This window comes from Aquirufa regiilacus (assembly GCF_032470275.1).
Lineage (GTDB): Bacteria > Bacteroidota > Bacteroidia > Cytophagales > Spirosomataceae > Aquirufa > Aquirufa regiilacus.
The window spans coordinates 1,178,304-1,196,891 of record NZ_JAVNWW010000001.1 but is presented as its reverse complement, the minus strand read 5'-3'; the positions used below and the strand labels follow the sequence as shown (position 1 = coordinate 1,196,891).

General features: G+C 41.1%; 20 protein-coding genes. 8 read left to right on the top strand and 12 right to left on the bottom strand.

Translation table 11 applies throughout. The annotated features are described in order from the left end of the window. Positions 1–53: 53 nt before the first annotated feature. Genes PQG45_RS05280 through PQG45_RS05270 form a run of 3 tightly spaced genes read right to left on the bottom strand, consistent with a single transcriptional unit; the run spans position 54 to position 2,593 of the window. Positions 54–848: a thymidylate synthase gene (locus PQG45_RS05280; RefSeq protein ID WP_315575149.1), complete on the bottom strand. Its 795-nt coding sequence runs from the start codon at positions 846–848 to the stop codon at positions 54–56. Position 849: 1 nt separating this feature from the next. Beyond that, entirely contained in the window at positions 850–1,287 is a 438-nt protein-coding gene (locus tag PQG45_RS05275; RefSeq protein ID WP_315575151.1) for an OsmC family protein, read from the bottom strand. Between the two features lies 1 nt (position 1,288). Then, a complete protein-coding gene (locus PQG45_RS05270) occupies positions 1,289–2,593 on the bottom strand; it encodes an alkaline phosphatase D family protein (RefSeq protein ID WP_316070385.1) in 1,305 nt (434 codons plus the stop codon). 40 nt (positions 2,594–2,633) lie between these two features. On the opposite strand from PQG45_RS05270, the gene lysA reads away from it, so the two are divergent. Next, a complete protein-coding gene (gene lysA / locus PQG45_RS05265) occupies positions 2,634–3,869 on the top strand; it encodes a diaminopimelate decarboxylase (protein ID WP_316070384.1) in 1,236 nt (411 codons plus the stop codon). Between the two features lie 240 nt (positions 3,870–4,109). Here lysA and PQG45_RS05260 read toward each other — a convergent pair whose 3' ends face one another. Continuing rightward, a complete protein-coding gene (locus PQG45_RS05260; RefSeq protein WP_315575157.1) occupies positions 4,110–4,688 on the bottom strand; it encodes a helix-turn-helix domain-containing protein in 579 nt (192 codons plus the stop codon). A 771-nt stretch (positions 4,689–5,459) separates the two neighbouring features. Here PQG45_RS05260 and PQG45_RS05255 point away from each other — a divergent pair. Beyond that, positions 5,460–5,972: a hypothetical protein gene (locus PQG45_RS05255; protein ID WP_315575158.1), complete on the top strand. Its 513-nt coding sequence runs from the start codon at positions 5,460–5,462 to the stop codon at positions 5,970–5,972. Positions 5,973–6,170: 198 nt separating this feature from the next. On the opposite strand, the gene PQG45_RS05250 is transcribed toward PQG45_RS05255, so the two are convergent. Then, a complete protein-coding gene (locus PQG45_RS05250; RefSeq protein WP_315575160.1) occupies positions 6,171–7,601 on the bottom strand; it encodes a circularly permuted type 2 ATP-grasp protein in 1,431 nt (476 codons plus the stop codon). A gap of 161 nt (positions 7,602–7,762) precedes the next feature. Here PQG45_RS05250 and PQG45_RS05245 point away from each other — a divergent pair, with 161 nt between their 5' ends. Beyond that, complete coding sequence (locus PQG45_RS05245) at positions 7,763–8,257, top strand: methylated-DNA--[protein]-cysteine S-methyltransferase (protein ID WP_316070383.1); 495 nt, start codon at positions 7,763–7,765, stop codon at positions 8,255–8,257. A gap of 2 nt (positions 8,258–8,259) precedes the next feature. Then, on the top strand, positions 8,260–9,918 hold the full coding sequence (locus PQG45_RS05240; protein WP_316070382.1) for a PHP domain-containing protein: 1,659 nt from the start codon (positions 8,260–8,262) through the stop codon (positions 9,916–9,918). Here PQG45_RS05240 and PQG45_RS05235 read toward each other — a convergent pair. Next, positions 9,915–10,634 carry an LOG family protein gene (locus PQG45_RS05235; RefSeq protein WP_315575165.1) on the bottom strand — a complete coding sequence of 240 codons (720 nt, stop codon included), beginning with the start codon at positions 10,632–10,634 and terminating at the stop codon, positions 9,915–9,917. The two genes, PQG45_RS05240 and PQG45_RS05235, sit on opposite strands and share 4 nt — an antisense overlap. A 74-nt stretch (positions 10,635–10,708) precedes the next feature. Here PQG45_RS05235 and rpiB point away from each other — a divergent pair, with 74 nt between their 5' ends. Beyond that, the gene (gene rpiB, locus PQG45_RS05230) at positions 10,709–11,152 is read left to right on the top strand and encodes a ribose 5-phosphate isomerase B (RefSeq protein WP_315575167.1); all 444 of its coding nucleotides are present in this window, start codon (positions 10,709–10,711) and stop codon (positions 11,150–11,152) included. Here rpiB and PQG45_RS05225 read toward each other — a convergent pair. Further along, the gene (locus PQG45_RS05225) at positions 11,149–12,519 is read right to left on the bottom strand and encodes a DUF6427 family protein (RefSeq protein WP_315575169.1); all 1,371 of its coding nucleotides are present in this window, start codon (positions 12,517–12,519) and stop codon (positions 11,149–11,151) included. The two genes, rpiB and PQG45_RS05225, sit on opposite strands and share 4 nt — an antisense overlap. Before the next feature lie 90 nt (positions 12,520–12,609). On the opposite strand from PQG45_RS05225, the gene rbfA reads away from it, so the two are divergent. Together rbfA and PQG45_RS05215 are read left to right on the top strand one after the other, a co-directional pair. Continuing rightward, entirely contained in the window at positions 12,610–12,990 is a 381-nt protein-coding gene (gene rbfA, locus PQG45_RS05220; protein WP_315575171.1) for a 30S ribosome-binding factor RbfA, read from the top strand. An 11-nt stretch (positions 12,991–13,001) separates the two neighbouring features. Next, positions 13,002–14,225: an ABC transporter permease gene (locus PQG45_RS05215; protein WP_315575173.1), complete on the top strand. Its 1,224-nt coding sequence runs from the start codon at positions 13,002–13,004 to the stop codon at positions 14,223–14,225. On the opposite strand, the gene PQG45_RS05210 is transcribed toward PQG45_RS05215, so the two are convergent. The 5 genes from PQG45_RS05210 to PQG45_RS05190 are packed head-to-tail and all read right to left on the bottom strand — an operon-like array spanning position 14,218 to position 18,055. Next, a complete protein-coding gene (locus PQG45_RS05210; protein ID WP_315575175.1) occupies positions 14,218–15,450 on the bottom strand; it encodes a dicarboxylate/amino acid:cation symporter in 1,233 nt (410 codons plus the stop codon). The genes PQG45_RS05215 and PQG45_RS05210 overlap by 8 nt on opposite strands. Positions 15,451–15,452: 2 nt before the next feature. After that, complete coding sequence (locus PQG45_RS05205; protein ID WP_315575177.1) at positions 15,453–15,902, bottom strand: SRPBCC family protein; 450 nt, start codon at positions 15,900–15,902, stop codon at positions 15,453–15,455. After that, positions 15,902–16,183, bottom strand: coding sequence for a hypothetical protein (locus PQG45_RS05200; RefSeq protein ID WP_315575178.1), 282 nt, complete (start codon positions 16,181–16,183; stop codon positions 15,902–15,904). The genes PQG45_RS05205 and PQG45_RS05200 overlap by 1 nt, the downstream gene beginning before the upstream one ends. A 4-nt stretch (positions 16,184–16,187) precedes the next feature. After that, entirely contained in the window at positions 16,188–16,859 is a 672-nt protein-coding gene (locus PQG45_RS05195; RefSeq protein ID WP_315575180.1) for a hypothetical protein, read from the bottom strand. Between the two features lie 41 nt (positions 16,860–16,900). Next, a complete protein-coding gene (locus PQG45_RS05190) occupies positions 16,901–18,055 on the bottom strand; it encodes a THUMP-like domain-containing protein (protein WP_315575182.1) in 1,155 nt (384 codons plus the stop codon). A 51-nt stretch (positions 18,056–18,106) separates the two neighbouring features. On the opposite strand from PQG45_RS05190, the gene PQG45_RS05185 reads away from it, so the two are divergent. Next, positions 18,107–18,586, top strand: coding sequence for a (2Fe-2S)-binding protein (locus tag PQG45_RS05185; protein WP_315575183.1), 480 nt, complete (start codon positions 18,107–18,109; stop codon positions 18,584–18,586). The last annotated feature ends 2 nt before the right edge of the window (positions 18,587–18,588 follow it).

The window sequence follows — 18,588 nt, the reverse complement described above, 5'->3', positions numbered from 1 at the left end:
GTTCACCAAATATCTCTTACCTCTTAATTCTTCACTCTTCACTCTTACCTTATTTAAACCGCCACCGGCGCCTTAATTCCAGGATAAGAATCATAGCCTTCCAAGGTGAAGTCTTCGAATTGGAAATCTAAAATGTCTTTTACGTTTGGATTGATTTTCATCGTTGGCAAAGCGCGAGGAGTTCTCGATAATTGCAAGTCAACTTGCTCCATGTGGTTGCTATATAAATGCGTATCACCACCGGTCCAAACAAAATCTCCTAAGCCTAAGTCACATACTTGGGCAATCATCATGGTCAATAAGGCATAAGATGCTATGTTGAAGGGAACTCCTAAAAACACATCAGCAGAACGTTGGTATAATTGACATGATAGTTTGCCATCTGCCACATAGAACTGAAAGAATGCATGACAAGGCATTAAAGCCATTTTGGGCAGGTCCGCAACGTTCCAAGCACTGACAATGATCCGACGGGAATCGGGATTCGTTTTCAATGTGTGAACAGCTTCTTTGATTTGGTCGATGACAACGCCGTTGGCGCCTTCCCAACTTCTCCACTGCTTACCATACACAGGTCCTAGGTCACCGTTTGAATCAGCCCATTCGTTCCAAATGCTGACGTTGTTGTCTGTCAAGTATTGAATATTGGTTTCTCCTTTTAGGAACCATAAAAGTTCGTAAATGATGGATTTAAGGTGCGTTTTCTTTGTTGTAACCAAAGGAAAGCCTTCTTCGAGGTTAAAGCGCATTTGGTAGCCAAAAACACTGGTTGTGCCCGTTCCGGTACGATCGGATTTAAAGGTGCCGTTTTCTTTGATATGCGTCAATAAATCTAAATATGCTTGCATGTTAGGCTTCGAAGGTTTCCCCGTTTAAAAGTAATGAATGTGTAATGGTCGCGCTAGGTTCTAATTGTGCGGTTGCTGAGCAGTATTTGTCCATCGACATTTGGATCGCTTTTAGCGCTTTATTCCCGTCGATTTGACCTGATAATTCAAATTGGATATTGATTTGTCGGAAAGGAGTCTTCTCGGTTCCTTCAATTTTCTCCCGATCGCCTTGAACACGAATTTGGAAATCTTCCACCACTTGGCGTTGCTTCTTTAAGATCAAAATCACATCGATTGCGGTACAGCCGCCCAATCCCATCAGGAGTAGTTCCATGGGCCGAGCGCCTGCATTATGTCCACCGATTCCCTCCGCAGCATCGATGTGCACGGAGATGGGCGAGGAGCCTTTGGCTTCAAAGTGAAAATCTTGATCTAATCGGTTTAATACTACTTCCATGTTATTTTAATTCAGTGGATTTAATTGCTTTTGTCCATAATACATCGCCTTTGACATTGTATAAAGTTATGTTGAGTATGCGATCTTTTAATGGCCCTGAAACTTCTATTTTAGAAAAGGCACGTTCGGTAATTAAGGTTCCTTCCACGAGTGTTTCGTTGTAGTCTTGCTTAAAAGCGTCTGATTTCCCAGCTGTCATGGGAGAAACGGTTAAATCATATAAGGGATATGTCCCTGGGCGATTTAATTTATTTAAATCAGAAATGTGGCGATCTCCCGTCAAAAATAATACACCTGGTATATTTCTGTTTTTTAGTTCTTTTAATAATAAGGTTCGCTCTGCCTCGTAATTTGCCATGTTTTCAAGAATTTTGGCAGGGCTTACGACTTGTCCTCCATTGACAATGATTTTGAAGCTAGCTTTTGAACTGCTTAATGCATCGAGTAACCAAGTCATTTGTTTTTGACCCCAATAGTCTTTGTTGTGGTCATTAATCTCATTAGGTGCCCGAAACCAACGGTCATCCATCAAGAAAAACTCAACATCTGCCCATTGAAATTTGCCCGTGATTCCTTCGTTTGGAAAAATGTAATTCGGATTTCCCCAATACATTTTAAACATTTCCAAGGAGGTGTATTTCATCGGGAATGAACGATCAGAATCATTCGGACCAAAGTCGTGGTCATCCCAAATGGCATAGTGATGGACATTGGCCAACAGCGGTTGCATGGCCTTTGCACTTCGTGTATGATTGTTGCGGTGTATCATCCCTGTGCGGGTATAATCCGGTTCACGGTAATAAAAATTATCGCCTCCCCACAGCATGAAATCAGGCTTTTTAGCATGCATGGCGGCATAGACTTCATCTGCTCCGCCGTACGGTCGGCCTGGTCTGTCGGTTTCCGTTTCATTTACATAATTACACGTCCCAAAAATGAACGAGAATGCCGGAGGATCTTTTCTCCATTGCCAAAGCTCCTGTGTTTGAAATTCGAGTGGGTAATCAACGTTTATTTTTTTACCATCGACAAGCACTTCATATACGTATTTTTTGCCCATGCTGACCTCATCAGCGATGATTCGCGCGATAAAGGCTTGTGCTTTTTCGGTTTTGATGGGATCCGTTTGATGCTTCGTTTTATGCCCTTTTTCCCAGTAGCGAATACTTACTTGGGCAGCTTTTTCGGTTTGAACCCAAATGAGGACTTCCTTCATGTCGGAATAGCCTAACATCGGTCCACTTTTAATTTGTGCCGAGACAAACAGCGGTGCAAGCAGGAATAAGGCAATAATTATGCTTTTCATGTTCGTTTGATTAGTATCTTTGTGGCTTATAAATTTCCCTATGGCATATTATTCAATTCAGAACATTCCTTTAACAGATTTAGCCAATGAATTTGGTACTCCACTTTATGTATACGATGCCGACAAAATTAGGGAAAAAATCTCGGTTTTGAGAGCTGCATTTGAAGGAATTGATTTGACTATAAAATATGCGGTAAAGGCTAATACCAATTTAGCTATTTTGCACTTGATGCGCGCGAATGGTGTCGATATGGATGTCGTTTCCCCACAGGAATTGGAAATGGGTTTGATTGCGGGCTATGCGGGTGCAAATATTACGTTTACGCCCTCTGGAGTTCATTTTTCAGAGATTGAATATGCTGTTTCGAAAGGTGCGATTGTCAACTTGGATAATCTGTCGGTCTTAGAAAAATTTGGCCAAACGTATGGTTCATCGCAACCTTGTTTGATTCGTATTAAGCCACATGTTTTTGGTGGGGGAAATGAGAAGATTATGACGGCCCATCCAGAATCAAAGTTTGGGATTTCAATTCACCAAAAGCCGGAGATTTTGGCAATTGTTGAAAAATATAAAATCAATGTCATTGGTTTGCACCAACATACCGGTTCGGATATCAAGGATGGCAAGACTTTTGAACAGGCTGCCTCGGCGCTGTTTGATTTTGCGTATGATTTTAAGGATTTACAAATCATCGACTTAGGAGGTGGCTTTAAAGTACCTTATTCACCAGAAGATCCGGGTGTGAATATGAAGGAAGTAGGCCAAATCATGAGTGATGCCTTTCGTGCTTTCTGTCAAAAATACGGTCGGGAATTGCGCCTTTGGGTCGAGCCAGGTAAGTTTTTGGTCAGTGAATCTGGTACTTTCCTTGCGGAAACGAATGTTGTGAAACGCGATCCTGTGAAAACCTTCGTTGGCATAAATACAGGTTTAAACCATTTGATTCGCCCGATGATGTATGGGTCATACCACTACATTTTTAATGCGTCTAATCAAGATACTTCGAAGCAAGAAGACTATCGTGTAACAGGTTATATCTGCGAAACCGATACATTCTCATTTGATTATGCGGGTAAACAAAATGAACGCTTATTGAATGAGGTCAAAGAAGGCGACATTATTGCTTTGGCAAATGCCGGTGCCTATGGGTTCACGATGGCTTCACATTATAATTCACGCTTTTTACCTGCCGAGGTTTTAGTGGATGGGGGAGTGGCCCGGGTTATTCGCAAGCGAGAAACCATGGAGGATTTGTTGAGAGGACAAGAGATTTAAATGATTTAGAGACGCGATACTTCGCGTCTAGTAGACGAAGCTTTTTCTCCCTAGGCTGAAGCCTAGGGTTATAAATTAACCCCAGACTTCAGTCTGGTGACTAGACGCGAAGTACGCGTCACTAATGTCTAATGATTAAAGTCCACGGTCTAAAAGACGCGGGGTATCTCGTCTCTATAGACCAATGTGTAAAAGACACAAAGAATCTTGTCTAGATAGTCCTCCAACTAATGTCCAAATTTATATTTCAATAGACTTTACAAAGGCCGATGGCGTGATTCCAACTTGCTCTTTAAACGCATCGATGAATTTTGACCTAGAAGCAAAACCTGCTTTTGCAGAAATAGCTTCAATGGTTATTTTTTTTGATTCTCCAGCTATCATGAGTTCTATAGCGTAATCGATACGGACTTTTTTACGCCATTGACTAAATGTTATACCCATTACTGTGTTGAAATACAATGATAATGCTCTTTCGGAAATTTTTAAGTCAAAAGACATTTGGGCTAATGTGAAATCCTTTTTTGTAAAGGGGGATGTTAGTAAATAGCTTTGTAATTCTTCTTCAATATCTGCATTGATTTCTAGGTGCTTTCTTTTCTTAGGAATAGCCGATTTTAATTCATTGAAAAAAGTAGAAGTCTCTTTGTTTGAGCTGAAAGAAACATTTCCGTACAGGATTTTGGGGAACAAAAACAGGAAGAAATTTTGCAAGAAAAAACCACCACCTGCGACGGAAAAATAATGCTGTTTGGAGGTGAAAATTTGAGTGTATGCGTCACTTTGAAAGTCAAAATTGATTCCAACGACCGTCAGCATATGTAATAGACTATTACTGGAAATAATGAATTGAATTCCACAAAGTAAATAGATCCATCTTTTGAGGATTTGATGGTTTGTGGCCAATTGCCCCAATACGGCCCTCGTTTTCCGGGCATACCAATTGAAATATATGAGCGAAAATATGCAATATGTTACTAAATGCAAGGTCCTCGAAACGAGTATGAATTCAAACGATACAAAGCGGAAATCTAGACTATATTTCTCTGTTACATTGATTATTTCGTGGGCGATTTTGGCTTTTTGATCAAAGGCGAGTGTGGTGAAGGGTAAACAATTAATGAAGATGAAAATAGCCGGTATAAGATGTAATAGGTCTAATTTTTCTAGTTTATGATTGTCTGTTACCATGGTTTTTACGTAGTAAAACAACAAGGGTCCTAGTAAATACGATAGGGGTAGAAAATGGACAAAACAAATTCCTTCCCAAAATGGATCTTGTGTGTAATGTAAGCCATAATAGATCAATACAACTACATTACAGCATAAGAAAAAGAGCGCTAAAAAGGTATTCGACCTATTTAATGAACTCAGATAATAGATAAGAATAAAGGAAGTGAATATTCCGAACAAAGGGAAAATGATGCCCATGGTGAATTAGCTTTTGTCTTTGTAGTTCAAGATAAAGAAAATTGATAAATTATTTTGTTCCAACGCCGCAATTTGGAACAAAATTGCGCCTCATTCATGTACGAATACCTTTTCATGTGCTCAAATTGCATCTTTAAACATCTTAAAATCAGTATACTTATGAAAAAATTAGTTCTCGTATTTTTGACAATTTCAGCATTTGCATCCGCTCAATCCACTCTTATTTCTAAGGAAGGAAATACTGAGACTGGATTCAATTCTGGTTACAGTTTGGAAAAATCGCCTAATTCGAAATGGGTCTTAAATTCCATCAAGGCATTAGAATCCATGGATACGGTTAGTTACAAATCTTTTTACGCTTCAGATGTAAAATTTCATGATAATTTGGAGGAGAAGAATTTAACACAAAATGTTGCATTTTTGACGGCTTTAAAAGTAAATGGAATTTCGGTAAAGTTTGAAAAAGTAGCACCAATTTGGGAATATGTCCACCAAACAAAAAACATGAAAGAAGCCAATCATTATGTGATTTCGTATCAATATGCTCAATTAACCAAGGGAGAAAAGGTTATAAAAGTGCTGATTAGTGCCGTCGATCTAATGAAAGATGGGAAGATTAAAGAGGAATGGCTCGTTTACGACACTACAGGTGTCATGAGTTTATTTAAATAGGTTTAATATACGGGGCGAAAGCCCCGTTTTTTTTGCAGTATCCTATTATCATGTGAGGATTTGCTGAATGGGCAAAAGATATATTTTCCTTTTGTAACCCTAGGCTGAAGCCTAGGGCTATACATTAACCCCAGAATCAGTCTGGTGACTAGACGCGAGGTATCGCGTCTCTACAGTCCAACGTCTAACGTCCAAGGTCTAATAAAGCACCCACGTATCCTTCGATCCACCGCCCTGCGATGAGTTTACCACCAAGGAACCTTTACGTAAGGCAACCCGCGTTAAGCCACCCGGCATAACCTTCACGCCATCGCCGTAGAGTATATAAGGCCGTAAATCCACGTGTCTACCCTCCGCATGGTCATCGATCAAGCAAGGTACACGTGATAGAGAAATCGTCGGTTGGGCAATGTAGTTTCTTGGATTCGCTAATATCAATGCCTTGAATTTTTCTTGTTCTTCTTGGGTTGATTTGGGGCCGATCAACATGCCATAACCGCCTGCTTCATTCGCTTCTTTGACAACTAATTTTTCAATATTAGCCAATACGTAGTTACGGTCTTCTTCTTCCGAACAGATGTAAGTTTTGACATTTTGAATAATCGGATCCTCATTCAGGTAGTATTTGATGATGCGTGGAACATAGGCATAAATCACTTTGTCGTCAGCAACCCCTGTTCCTGGAGCATTCGCAATCGCGACTTTCCCATTTTTATAAACATCAAAAATACCTGGAATTCCAATCATCGAATCAGGATTGAACACAGTAGGATCTAGGAATGTGTCATCGATCCGACGGTAAATCACGTCCACGATTTGGAAGCCTTTCGTAGTTCGCATTTTGACATAGCCTTCATGAACCACCAAATCCCGCGCATCCACTAATTCAACTCCCATTTGTTGGGCCAAATACGAATGCTCAAAATAAGCCGAATTATAGATTCCTGGTGTCAAAACCACCACCGTTGGTTCCGGTCTATCGCTGATGAATCTCAACATCTCCAATAACTTGTGCGGGTAATCTGAGATTGGACGAATTTGCGTTTTGGCAACGACCTCAGGAAAGGTTTGCTTCAATAATTCCCTGTTTTCCATCATGTAAGAAACGCCAGATGGACAACGGAGATTATCTTCTAAGATCATATATTCCCCATCTGCACCCCGAATTAAATCAGTACCCGTAATGTGGATGTAAATATTTTTTGCGGGTTTAATCCCGATGCAGGGTCTCAAAAAGTCTTTGGAAGACTCAATTACCTCCGCGGGAATGATGCCGTCTTTGATGATCTTTTGATCCGAGTAAATATCATTCAGAAATAGATTTAATGCCGTAATGCGTTGGATAAGGCCTTTCTCGATCTTCTCCCATTCCTTGGCCTCAACGATTCGTGGGATAATGTCCACAGGCATGATGCGCTCGGTTCCTTCGTTTTCTGCGTACACATTAAACGTAATTCCCATGGCCATTAGGGCGCGCTCAGCGGATTGCTGCCTACGTGTGAATTCTTCTTGTTTTAATTGCTCGACGCGATCTTTGAAATGCGTGTAACCTGGACGAACTTCACCTGATTCAGTGAACATTTCGTCATAAAAACCCTCGGTCTCGTATTGGTCAAAAGTGAAATTCATACGCTTGTTGTTTTTATAAAATGCTTGATATTCAAATAATTTAGAATTTATAATTTACAAATGGTCCTCGGGCTTTCCGTTTTTTCAAAACTTAGTCGGAAATTTCAGTTAATTACCAAAATTTTACAATTTAAAACACTTTTTTGATTGTAATTTGCGTCATGATTTTATTGAATTTCCTCTTTTTTGAAAGTCCCATTGGCGCGATTCGTGTGGAATATACCCAACAAGGAATCTCGAGCCTTCGATTTGTTGAACAAATGGGAGATAATCACACGGATAATCCTGAATTAGAACAGTTGATTCTTGCCGATTTACAAGGCTATTTTACCCAGAAGAATTATTCTTGGAAAAGTGCCATTGCGCCGCATTTGGGGACTGAATTTCAAGAAAAGGTCTGGAAATCTTTAACGGAAATTCCTGCGGGGGAAGCCTGGACTTACCGGGATATTGCCTTGAAAATCGGCCAACCCAAAGCTGCTCAAGCAGTAGGAAGTGCTAATGGCCAAAATCCTGTTTTATTACGCGTTCCTTGTCATCGAGTCATTGGTTCCAATGGAGCAATGGTCGGTTATGCAGGTGAATTATGGCGAAAAGAATGGCTACTCAATCATGAGGGTTACGCCGGATTAAACCAACAAATGTCTTTATTTTAAGCATGGAGAACGAACAAATTGTTGACGCCCTTGAGCTCTTAGTCAAATTGTGGGATGTGCACGGCATCAATGAATTTAAAAGCAAGAACCTTAGTTTCGCCGCTAGAGGTTTAGATAAATTTGCAGGACGTATTGCCAATTGCGACCTTGATGCGCTTTACGCCATACCCGGAGTAGGGAAGGTAGTGGTGCAAATTGTACAAGATATGGCTCAAACGGGTACTTGCCCCGACATGGATGCCATGATCGAGCAAACGCCTCCCGGGATTCTCGATATCTTAAAAATTAAAGGTTTAGGCCCCAAAAAGGTTGGTGTTATCTGGCGCGAATTAGGCATTACAGAATTGGATGATTTGTTGGCGGCTTGTCACGCCAACCAACTTGAACAACTCAAGGGCTTTGGAAAGGCGATTCAAGAAAATGTAAAAGCCTATATTTTATTCTTGAAAGAAAATCGCAGGAAATTGCGCTTGGATAAAGCTGGTAAATTAAGTCAGCAGCTACTTGAATTGTTGGCCCCTGCCTTCCCGATTTTAACCGTCTCAGGTGAATTGAGCCGGAATTGCGAGGTGATTTCAAGTCTCGTGTTTATCGCGGAAACGTCTGATATGTTCGGTGCGCAAGGATTGATTGAAGGGATAGTGGGGATGCAAACGGATTACCAACAATCTTCGCCATTTGCGTGGCGTGGGCATTTGGATGGTCATTTGATTCCCATAGAGATTCATTTTGCGGATGCCTCGCAACGCGTTGCTTTACAGTTCCAACTGGGTTCGAATCCGGAGCATTTGGCGCAGGTAAATTTCTTCCAACAGAAAAATATCCAACATGAAGAGTCAATTTATAGCTCTCAACAACTTCGATTCATTGTTCCTGAAATGCGAGAGGGATTTAAAGAGTTTGACTGGGCAGCCAAACATCAAGCCTCTGAACTTGTTCAATTGGCCGATTTAACGGGATGTCTTCACAATCACTCAACCTATTCCGACGGAAAAAATACACTGAAGGAAATGGCAGAGGCCTGTCGGGCCCTCGGTTTAAGTTATTTCGGCATTGCAGATCACTCACAATACGCGGCTTATGCGGGAGGCTTGAAGGAAGAAGATATTATGCGTCAGCATGCCGAAATAGATGCTTTGAATCAGACATGGACCGACTTTCAGATTCTCAAAGGAATTGAAGCGGATATTTTGCCTGATGGCAGTATCGATTATAATGACCGGATTTTAGCCTCCTTTGATTACGTGGTTGCCTCGGTGCATGCCCAATTGGTCATGGATCAAGAGCGCGCCATGGGACGACTCATCAAAGCCATTGAAAATCCGTACACCAGTATTTTAGGGCACCCAACGGGCCGTTTATTATTAACTCGAAACGGTTATCCAATCGATACAAGCAAGATTTTGGATGCCTGCAAAGCCAATGGTGTCAGTATTGAATTGAATGCAAGTCCCTATCGCTTAGACTTGGATTGGCGACACATTTATGAAGCCATGGACAAAGGTGTCTATGTTTCCATCAATCCCGATGCACATAAAATCGAAGGACTTAAGGACATGGAATACGGCGTTCGGGTGGGCAGAAAGGGGGGCTTATTGAAAGCCTTGACCCTAAATGCCTTACCGCTAAATGAACTGAAAGCCTTTTTTGCGAAGGCCTAGAAATTGGGTTTCAAAAGGTATTTTGAATAGAATTCGTCAATAATTCGTACGGCATCGGTCGGTGTATCCACGATGGAAAAGAATTCCAAATCTTCTTCGTGGATATTGCCATGTTCGACCATGGTTGTCTTCATCCATTCAAATAAACCGGACCAATAGGCCGTTCCCACCAAGACCACGGGAAAACGTCCGATTTTATGTGTTTGAATCAGTGTTAAGGATTCAAACATTTCATCCAAGGTTCCAAAACCTCCCGGCATGATGATGAATCCCTGTGAATATTTGACGAACATCACTTTTCGAACAAAAAAGAAATCAAAATTGATGTTTTTGTCGTGATCTATATAAGGGTTTGGCGTTTGCTCAAAGGGAAGTTCAATATTTAATCCAACTGATCGACCTTGTTCACTTTTCGCTCCCTTGTTACCGGCTTCCATGATTCCTGGTCCACCACCCGTAATCACGCCATACCCATGACGGACAAGTTTAGCGGCTATCTGCTCCGCCATTTGATAATATTTATCCTCGGGTTTGGTTCTCGCCGAACCGAAAATACTCACACAAGGACCTATTTTTGATAATTTGTCGATTCCCTCGACGAATTCACTCATGATTTTAAAAATCCGCCAAGACTCTTCGGATTTTATTTGTGCCCATGTTTTATCTCCGAATACTTTCTTAATTCGGTCTTCATCTTCTCTCCACTGATCTGTCATAATTTATCTGTTTGAACATTGGCAAATGTAAGTGATATCGGATTACCTTTGTTAAAATTTTTGACTCCTTTTTTATGACATTAGCAAAATCATTCGCCGTAGGTGGCGATCACGCAGGATTTGATTACAAAGATCAATTAATTGATTTTTTAACAGCACAAGGTTTTACCGTGAAGGATTGTGGTACCTATTCAGCTGATTCTGTGGATTATCCTGATTTTGCGCATCCCGTTGCAGAGTCGGTTGAACGTGGGGAATCAACGTTTGGTTTATTACTTTGTGGAAGTGCCAATGGAGTTGCGATCACGGCCAACAAACATCAAGGTATTCGTGCGGGTTTGGCTTGGAATGTTGAGGTAGCCCAATTGGTTCGTCAACACAATGATGCCAATGTGATTTGTTTACCTGTCCGCTTTATTTCAGTGGACGAAGCCAAAGCATGTCTTCAGGCATTTATTGATACACCTTTTGAAGGTGGGCGTCACGCGGGTCGCGTGGGTAAAATTTCTTGCTGCTAATTGACGCGTTTGTATAAGTGTTTTGTCGTTTCCTGATACCTGGATTGAAGGTAGGGGAGGTAATTTTGTGCGCGCTTAAATTTTCCCGTAGGGTCATAGATGTAATTCGGAGGGTCTTGTGTCATGTATTGATCCAACAATACGATTGTTTTAAATTGATCTAACTCGTCGAAAAGTGTTTTGGATAATTCCCAATTGACAAAGGGGCCTGCCATTTGATTATATCGATAAGCTTCAATTTGGGGTCCTAGAACCATTAACTTTTCATTGCGAAGGGATATCTCCGACGGCTTAATTCGTTTATTTTCTTGAAGTTTCCAATCCCACTGTAGCGAGAAGTAGGTTAGCCCAATCAGTAGCCACAGCATCAATTCGCGTACCCAATATTTCTTCAATAAGAAAAAGCTATTTAAGCTGAAATAAGCGAGCGCGGGTAAGAAAAATAATACATTATTGCTCGCGGTAGCTGGTAGGGTAAATATGGCCAAAATGCCTGTGAAAATCCAAATTAAGTTCGTTTGTTGGGCCTTTTGTCCCGTCGATTTAATCTTTGGGTTTTCTACGACCTTCCAAAATCCATAAATCGCAAATCCCAATGCTGGGATATAAGCCCAAGCCATTTCTTTTACTTGTTCCCAAGCAGGCGCATGAAACTGAATCGCTGAATTTTGGAATACCTGAATTAAGTAAGGGAAGTTTCCATGATAGGTATAAACCAACCCCGTGATGATGTTGATGATGAGAAAGCCCACGAGAACCAAAAGCATTTGGCGGATATTTATACCAGAATAAAAAACTAAACTTAATACACCCCAAAAGATGAATAGGAAATAACTCGGGTAACATAAGCCTGCCGCTCCGATGAAAAGGCCGATCAAGAATACACGGTCATCGACATTCAAGGTACTTTGTTGTTTGACGATTTCATGCCAGGCCAACATTAAAAAACTCAAGCCTAATAATGCCGCAGAGGGAACAATGAATTCCAATGAAAAATGGAAAAATACCGCATAGATGAAAAAGGGCAAATAACCCATCGGGGGCATTAATTCAAAGCGTTGAATCGTACGTTGGAAGATAAACGCTTGGAATATAATTAATCCACTGGCCCAATACGCATTCATCGAAATGGGAATGGAGAGGGCATCAAGTAATTGGAAAAATCCCGCAGAAAAAGGACCCGAATTATCGCGAATGTCTTGATACATACGAAAGCCTTCATTCAGTTTTTGTCCGATCAACTGATTCTTTAATTCCCAATAAAAGGGTTCGATATCCGCTTGAACGAAGAAAAATGTAGCCAATCCCCAAATCACCAACATGATTATTAGTGGAATAGATGCGTTAGAACGTAGAAATTGGAACATAATTGAATTTTGAATTCGCTAAATTACGGTGATTCCAATTATTATTGTGAAATTTGTGAGATTTTTGAGTAGAAAAGCATCGGAGCAAATATGGAAAGTAAACGTCAGCAAAAGTTTGGAAGACAAATCCAAAAGGATTTAAGTGATATCTTTCAAAAGGAATTCAGGGAGTTGTTTGGCAATGCCATGGTGACCGTAACGGATGTCAAAGTTAGTCCAGATTTGTCTGTTGCTCGCGTATACTTAAGTTTCTTGTTGGCAGATGATGTCAATCAAATCATGTATTCCCTTTCTGATAAAAACAAGGCAATTCGAAATGCATTGGCTAATCGAATCCGTAAACAGGCGCGTATCATTCCGCATTTAGGTTTTTATTTAGATGATACGGCTGCATATGCGGCTAAAATTGAAGCCTTGTTCGAAGGTTTAGTCATTCCGCCATCGGACGGAATTCCATCTGAAGAATTATAAGTCACTTTCCCGTGAATCTATCCTTATTTATTGCAAAAAGGTATTTTTTTTCAAAAAGTAAGGCGAGTTTTATCTCCCTCATTTCGCGCATTTCCATGATCAGTGTGGGAATCGAGGTGATGGCGCTTATCCTCATTTTATCCGTTTTTAATGGCTTAGAGGATTTCCAAAAAGGACTCTTCAAAACCTTTGATCCCGATTTACGTATTTTATCGACGGACCAACAACGTGTAAGTCTTAATGCCACCCAGCTCGCTTCCATTCGTTCCATTCCAGGTATCGCATTCATAAATCCGGTCTTAGAAGACCAGGGACTTATTCGCTTTGACCAAAAACAATTAGTTGTCCGCTTTAAAGGGGTTGATTCTTCATTCCTGGCTGCGAATCGCTTGAAGAAGCAAGTGGTAGAAGGTGAGTATTTTTTAGGGGATTCATCACAGGCTTTTGCCCTTGTGGGGATAGGCGTCTTCTTGAATATGGGCATGAGCTTCGAGAATACCGTTGAGCCGATACAAGCTTGGTATCCCGACCATAATCTGTTGCGTCGCTTTTCACTCAATGAAAATACAATTCGGAGTCAAGCATTCTTTCCGTCTGCTGTTTTAGAGGTGGAACAGAGTTTTGATAATCAAACGGTAATCGTTCCGCTTACTTGGATGGAGTCGCTCGTGGGTACACCTGGCATGCGTTCGGCCTACGAGATCATGCTGTCGGCAGATGCCAATGACTTACAGGTCAAGGAAAAAGTAACGCAATTGTTGGGAAAGGATTATACGGTTCAAACGCGAGATGAACAGCATGCGCTGCTCCTAAAAGCCATTAAGATTGAAAAGCTTTTCGTCTTTCTTATCATGGCCTTTGTCATGGGGATTGCCTCATTCACGCTCTTTTACGCGCTTTCTTTGTTGGTGATTGAGAAACGTAAAGACCTTCGCTCCCTGATGGCCATGGGAATTAGTCCCAAACAATTGTTGAAAAGCTTTCTGTTCCTCGGGCTGATTATTAGCTTCTCGGGTGCTATGGTAGGGATGCTCTTAGGATTTGTGATGGCTTGGGCCCAACAACATTTTGGGATTGTTCCACTCGGAATACCCAATGCCCTAATAGATGCCTACCCCATTCAAATGCATGCGATGGATTTTGTCTGGACTGCCATTGCCGTCATTGTCATCACCTTTATCGCATCTATTTTCCCGGCCCGAAAAGCAGTTCAAATGACTTTTGAAATTAAGTAGTTGGCGTAAATTCCCCTTCCCACTTCGATACAACACAAGTCGCCACACCATTTCCAGCAACGGAAGTAACCGTTCTACCCATGTCTAAGAATGGATCAACGCCCAATAATAAGGCAATTCCTTCTGCAGGTAAATTAAACATAGTTAATGTTCCGGCAATGATTACGAGTGATGCGCGGGGTACACCGGCGATTCCTTTGGAAGTAATCATCAAGGTTAACAACATCGTGATTTGTTGCTCCAAACTTAAATGAACGCCATACGCTTGTGCGATGAAACCCGTAGCGAAGGTCATGTATAACATGGATCCGTCGAGGTTGAAGCTATATCCCAAAGGCAATACAAAACCAACGATCCGACGGCTGCATCCGAATTTCTCCAAAGCTGCGATGGTTTGTGGAAAGGAGGCTTCAGAACTTGCCGTAGAAAAGGAGATGAGAAGAGCTTCTTTTAATTCTTTGATCAATTTCCAGTAATTGATTCCATTAACTGCTGCGATGATCCAAAGGATAACGGTCGTGAAGAACAATAAGCCTCCCATGAAACAGATCATCAAATATCCATAAGAAATCAGGATACTTAAGCCTTTATTCGCTACCACCGTTGTCATGGCCGCAAACACCGCATAAGGTGCTACTTCCATCACATAGTTAACCATCTTAAATACAACTTCGGCTAAATTCTCAATCACGTGGATTAAACGCTTGCCTGTTTCTCCAATAGATCCTAAGGCTACCCCAAAGAATAGGGAGAAGATAACAATTTGAAGGATTTCATTTTCGGCTAATGCTTTGAAAAAACTATCTGGAAAGATATGCAAGATGAATTCTTCCATACTTTTCGTTTTACTCGCATCAATCCCCGTTTCTGTACCAGCGCTTGGTTTAGGCCAAGACTGTAAACTGCCCGGTTGCGTGACATTTACAACGACTAATCCAGTTACAAGTGACAAAATCGTGGCAAAATAGAAATACCCGATAGTCTTAATTCCGATACGCCCAACGGCCTTAAAGTCACCTAGTTTGGCAATGCCTACTACGAGTGTACAAAACACCAACGGCCCCACGATCATTTTAATCAAGCGCAAGAATATCTTGGAGATCACTTGTACTTTGCTAGCGATGTCATGGCTGACCTCAGGTGATAAGCTTAGAAATAAGTATTCACCAAGAGCAAGTCCTAAAACAAATCCAATGATAATTTTCTGCGTTAAACTTAATTTCATAGTTATGCGGGTTGACGTAGGTATTTTTTATAGAGGGGTATTCGGTAGGCAATCATTCCCCAAATTAACGGAAATAATAAGCAATCTAAAAGTTTGAAATTCGTTTGAAAACTAATTTTGTCTACGATGACACTTGTTTTTTCATCGATGGATTCAATCCGATGCTCATGACGCCAGGCTTTGATCCCAAACGGCACCTTCGTGCCTTCGTCCACAAAAACATAGGACGTTGCATCTGCTTTGAATGAGCTAATAACGGAATACCACCTTGTTCGGTAAAGTAAAAAGTCAAGTTCTATACAGACTTTGTCGTTTACTTGACACCCATCAAATTGAATGATTCGCGCAATAGGAAAAGGAGGAGCTAATTTAGCTAATAGGTTTTGATCAAACTTGCTCCATACGTAAGGCAAGGAGGCAGAAACCCGCGAAGTAATTTGGAAGCTCGGCATTAAAATTGTGCCAAAATTTTGAGCAATAGTCCTCCGATGGCCTTCATCCCCATGACAAGGTAAGTGCTCCATTGAAAACGAACCGACTTTTCTTCTTCCGGTTTTACCTGATCGGGTGTAGATGCCTGCGCATATAAATTCACCTGTTTGGTTTTCTGCGCTAGCGAATCTTTTTGAACCGTCTTGGTTTTTGGATGCAAAACAGCATACTCCACCATTCCGAAATTGCCGAACATGAGGGGAGAGGTGATAAGTAAAAGAAGTAAACCGTATCTTTTCATATGACTAGTTGACTTTTTTCTTTGCGGCTTCAAATTTTTGCATTTGCTGGATGATAGCCTCTTCGTTCGCTTTCTGATCCAATTTATTTTGCTCTTGGTTCGCAAGAATCTTCTCTTTCTCTACTTTGGTTTCTTCTAAACGCTTGGTCAATAATTCGGTTTGACGTTTATTCGAGTCCAATTCGCGAATCATGCGTTCTGCGGCTTTCTGTTGCTTCGTTTTCGTAGAAATTAAGTCATTTAAGGCTTTTTCCTGTGTGCGGACGTCTTCTTCTAAATTGATGATTTTAACAAATTCTTCCAACCAATTACTCGCATCACGGTAGTTCTCATGCCCATTTTGAATGTATGTATCCGGTCCCGTAGCGATTGAAACAAATAATTTGGTCTTATTTTTTTCTTCGCTTGTCTTAGAAAGAAGGGTTAAACCATCCTTCGATATGTCGGAAATCTTTGCTTGATATACATTAATGGCTCCACCACGACCAGCTTCCACCTTGCCAAATTTTTTCAAATAGTTCTTCCAAGATTCTATGACATATTTCTCTTCTGAATTGATGTAAGTGTAGAATCCTTCTTTTTTTGCTTTTTCAATTTCGTCCATCCCCGTGAATACTTGGCCAAAGAGCGAGATGCTTGAAAAAATAAGGACGCTTGCTAAGATGAATCTTTTCATGAACTGTTGATTTTTGGAATGTAACGAGCAAAGGTAAATCTTTAAGGACACTTTTTGCACAAGATTAACGCATTTTTTTCTTCACTATTTTGGATGGCAAATAACGTGTATTCGCCCCCATCTTTTAATTTTAATTTTGTTCGAAGCGCATCTGCCTTCAACGGAAAATTCTTTGTCGTAATGTTGACACGCAAGTCAGGAAGATGCGCTTTTATCCAATCCGGTTGCACGGGCCCAGTAGCTACAACTGTATATTTTTTTCCTGGAAATTCGTTCACGTACTGATTCGAACTGTAAAGATGCGTATGCTTGCCTAATTGCCAGACATCGTCCCCTTGTACCAATTTGAAAAATCCTGCCTTCAGGAGCGCGGGATGTGCTTCGTATACATAAGTGTCCGAGTCTGCTATTTGCATAGTTGCCTCACGTTCCTCGGAAAGTTTTCCCTGGAAAAGGGTAACAGGGGAATTCGCTAATTCAACGATTTCAATAACGGGATCGAGGCTTGATTCCGCCGACTTGATAAATAACAATTCCTTTACTTCTTGCTGGTAAGCAACTACATACACCTTCTCCACACCGCCCAGTTCCTGTATTGCCCGACTGATATCCAATACCGGGCTTGTTTTAATAAGGATCTTACTTGTATCGACTTTGTCCAAGATTTCCAAGACATTCGGTTGGCAGTCTTTAAACAAGATGACTTTGTTGCCTTGTTGGTCCCTGCGTGCTGGGTCCACATAGATCCAATCATATAGTTGTTCCAAATGCTCCAAGCCATTCCCTTGGATGTGTGTGACGTTATCGAGCCCTAATATATTGTGATTGTATTGTGTATGTTGCGCTAAAGTAGCTTGCTGCTCTACATAAGTGACATGTGTGCACTTTTGCGCAAAAGCCCATGTGTCCACACCCATACCGCCTGTAATATCAATGAGGGTACCCTCGACAATTAATGCCTTAAATCTGGCAGTAGCTTCGGAGGACGCCTGCTCCAAGGATATTTGTTGGGGGAAACAAATGGCTTCATTTGCTGCCCAAGTTGGCATTTTATCGGCCAATTTCTGTCTGGCTTGGATTTGGCCGGCCAGTTTTTTGATATCCAGATGGGGATATTTTTTTGCCGACAACGCGATACGAGTCGCGTCTTCCTGTAGGTGTTCTTGAATGAATTTTATTTCTTCGGGTAGAAGCATACAACAAAAATAGAATGTTTATTGTAAATTTAGCTGTATAAAATTTCTCCTATGTCGATTTATCAGTTAACTGTTAATAAGAAAAAGCATCGCGTCGATGTGGATTCTGATACTCCTTTACTTTGGGTCATTCGTGATGTCATCGGATATACCGGTACAAAATTCGGATGTGGAATGGGTTTATGTGGCGCATGTACCGTATTATTAAATGGTTCACCTGTTCGCTCTTGTTCCACGCCTGTTTCTACATTAAAGGCAACAGATAAAATCACAACGATTGAAGGTTTGTCTGAAAAGGCAACTCACCCCGTTCAAGAAGCTTGGGTGGAAGCGCAAGTACCTCAATGTGGCTATTGCCAATCAGGTCAAATTTTGGCAGCCTCTGCCTTATTAGCGTCAAATCCTAATCCAAGCGATGAAGATATCGATAACGCGATGGCCGGTAATATTTGTCGGTGCGGAACGTATCCTCGTATGCGTCAAGCGATTCATTCGGCAGCTAAGAAAATTCAAAGCACTAAAAAATCTTAAAC

What these genes read in the sequence shown, in the direction of transcription:
- PQG45_RS05280 (WP_315575149.1), bottom strand. Translation starts at nt 848, where the DNA reads ATGCAAGCATATTTAGATTTATTGACGCATATCAAAGAAAACGGCACC.
- PQG45_RS05275 (WP_315575151.1), bottom strand. Translation starts at nt 1,287, where the DNA reads ATGGAAGTAGTATTAAACCGATTAGATCAAGATTTTCACTTTGAAGCC.
- PQG45_RS05270 (WP_316070385.1), bottom strand. Translation starts at nt 2,593, where the DNA reads ATGAAAAGCATAATTATTGCCTTATTCCTGCTTGCACCGCTGTTTGTC.
- lysA (WP_316070384.1), top strand. Translation starts at nt 2,634, where the DNA reads ATGGCATATTATTCAATTCAGAACATTCCTTTAACAGATTTAGCCAAT.
- PQG45_RS05260 (WP_315575157.1), bottom strand. Translation starts at nt 4,688, where the DNA reads ATGCTGACGGTCGTTGGAATCAATTTTGACTTTCAAAGTGACGCATAC.
- PQG45_RS05255 (WP_315575158.1), top strand. Translation starts at nt 5,460, where the DNA reads ATGAAAAAATTAGTTCTCGTATTTTTGACAATTTCAGCATTTGCATCC.
- PQG45_RS05250 (WP_315575160.1), bottom strand. Translation starts at nt 7,601, where the DNA reads ATGAATTTCACTTTTGACCAATACGAGACCGAGGGTTTTTATGACGAA.
- PQG45_RS05245 (WP_316070383.1), top strand. Translation starts at nt 7,763, where the DNA reads ATGATTTTATTGAATTTCCTCTTTTTTGAAAGTCCCATTGGCGCGATT.
- PQG45_RS05240 (WP_316070382.1), top strand. Translation starts at nt 8,260, where the DNA reads ATGGAGAACGAACAAATTGTTGACGCCCTTGAGCTCTTAGTCAAATTG.
- PQG45_RS05235 (WP_315575165.1), bottom strand. Translation starts at nt 10,634, where the DNA reads ATGACAGATCAGTGGAGAGAAGATGAAGACCGAATTAAGAAAGTATTC.
- rpiB (WP_315575167.1), top strand. Translation starts at nt 10,709, where the DNA reads ATGACATTAGCAAAATCATTCGCCGTAGGTGGCGATCACGCAGGATTT.
- PQG45_RS05225 (WP_315575169.1), bottom strand. Translation starts at nt 12,519, where the DNA reads ATGTTCCAATTTCTACGTTCTAACGCATCTATTCCACTAATAATCATG.
- rbfA (WP_315575171.1), top strand. Translation starts at nt 12,610, where the DNA reads ATGGAAAGTAAACGTCAGCAAAAGTTTGGAAGACAAATCCAAAAGGAT.
- PQG45_RS05210 (WP_315575175.1), bottom strand. Translation starts at nt 15,450, where the DNA reads ATGAAATTAAGTTTAACGCAGAAAATTATCATTGGATTTGTTTTAGGA.
- PQG45_RS05205 (WP_315575177.1), bottom strand. Translation starts at nt 15,902, where the DNA reads ATGCCGAGCTTCCAAATTACTTCGCGGGTTTCTGCCTCCTTGCCTTAC.
- PQG45_RS05200 (WP_315575178.1), bottom strand. Translation starts at nt 16,183, where the DNA reads ATGAAAAGATACGGTTTACTTCTTTTACTTATCACCTCTCCCCTCATG.
- PQG45_RS05195 (WP_315575180.1), bottom strand. Translation starts at nt 16,859, where the DNA reads ATGAAAAGATTCATCTTAGCAAGCGTCCTTATTTTTTCAAGCATCTCG.
- PQG45_RS05190 (WP_315575182.1), bottom strand. Translation starts at nt 18,055, where the DNA reads ATGCTTCTACCCGAAGAAATAAAATTCATTCAAGAACACCTACAGGAA.
- PQG45_RS05185 (WP_315575183.1), top strand. Translation starts at nt 18,107, where the DNA reads ATGTCGATTTATCAGTTAACTGTTAATAAGAAAAAGCATCGCGTCGAT.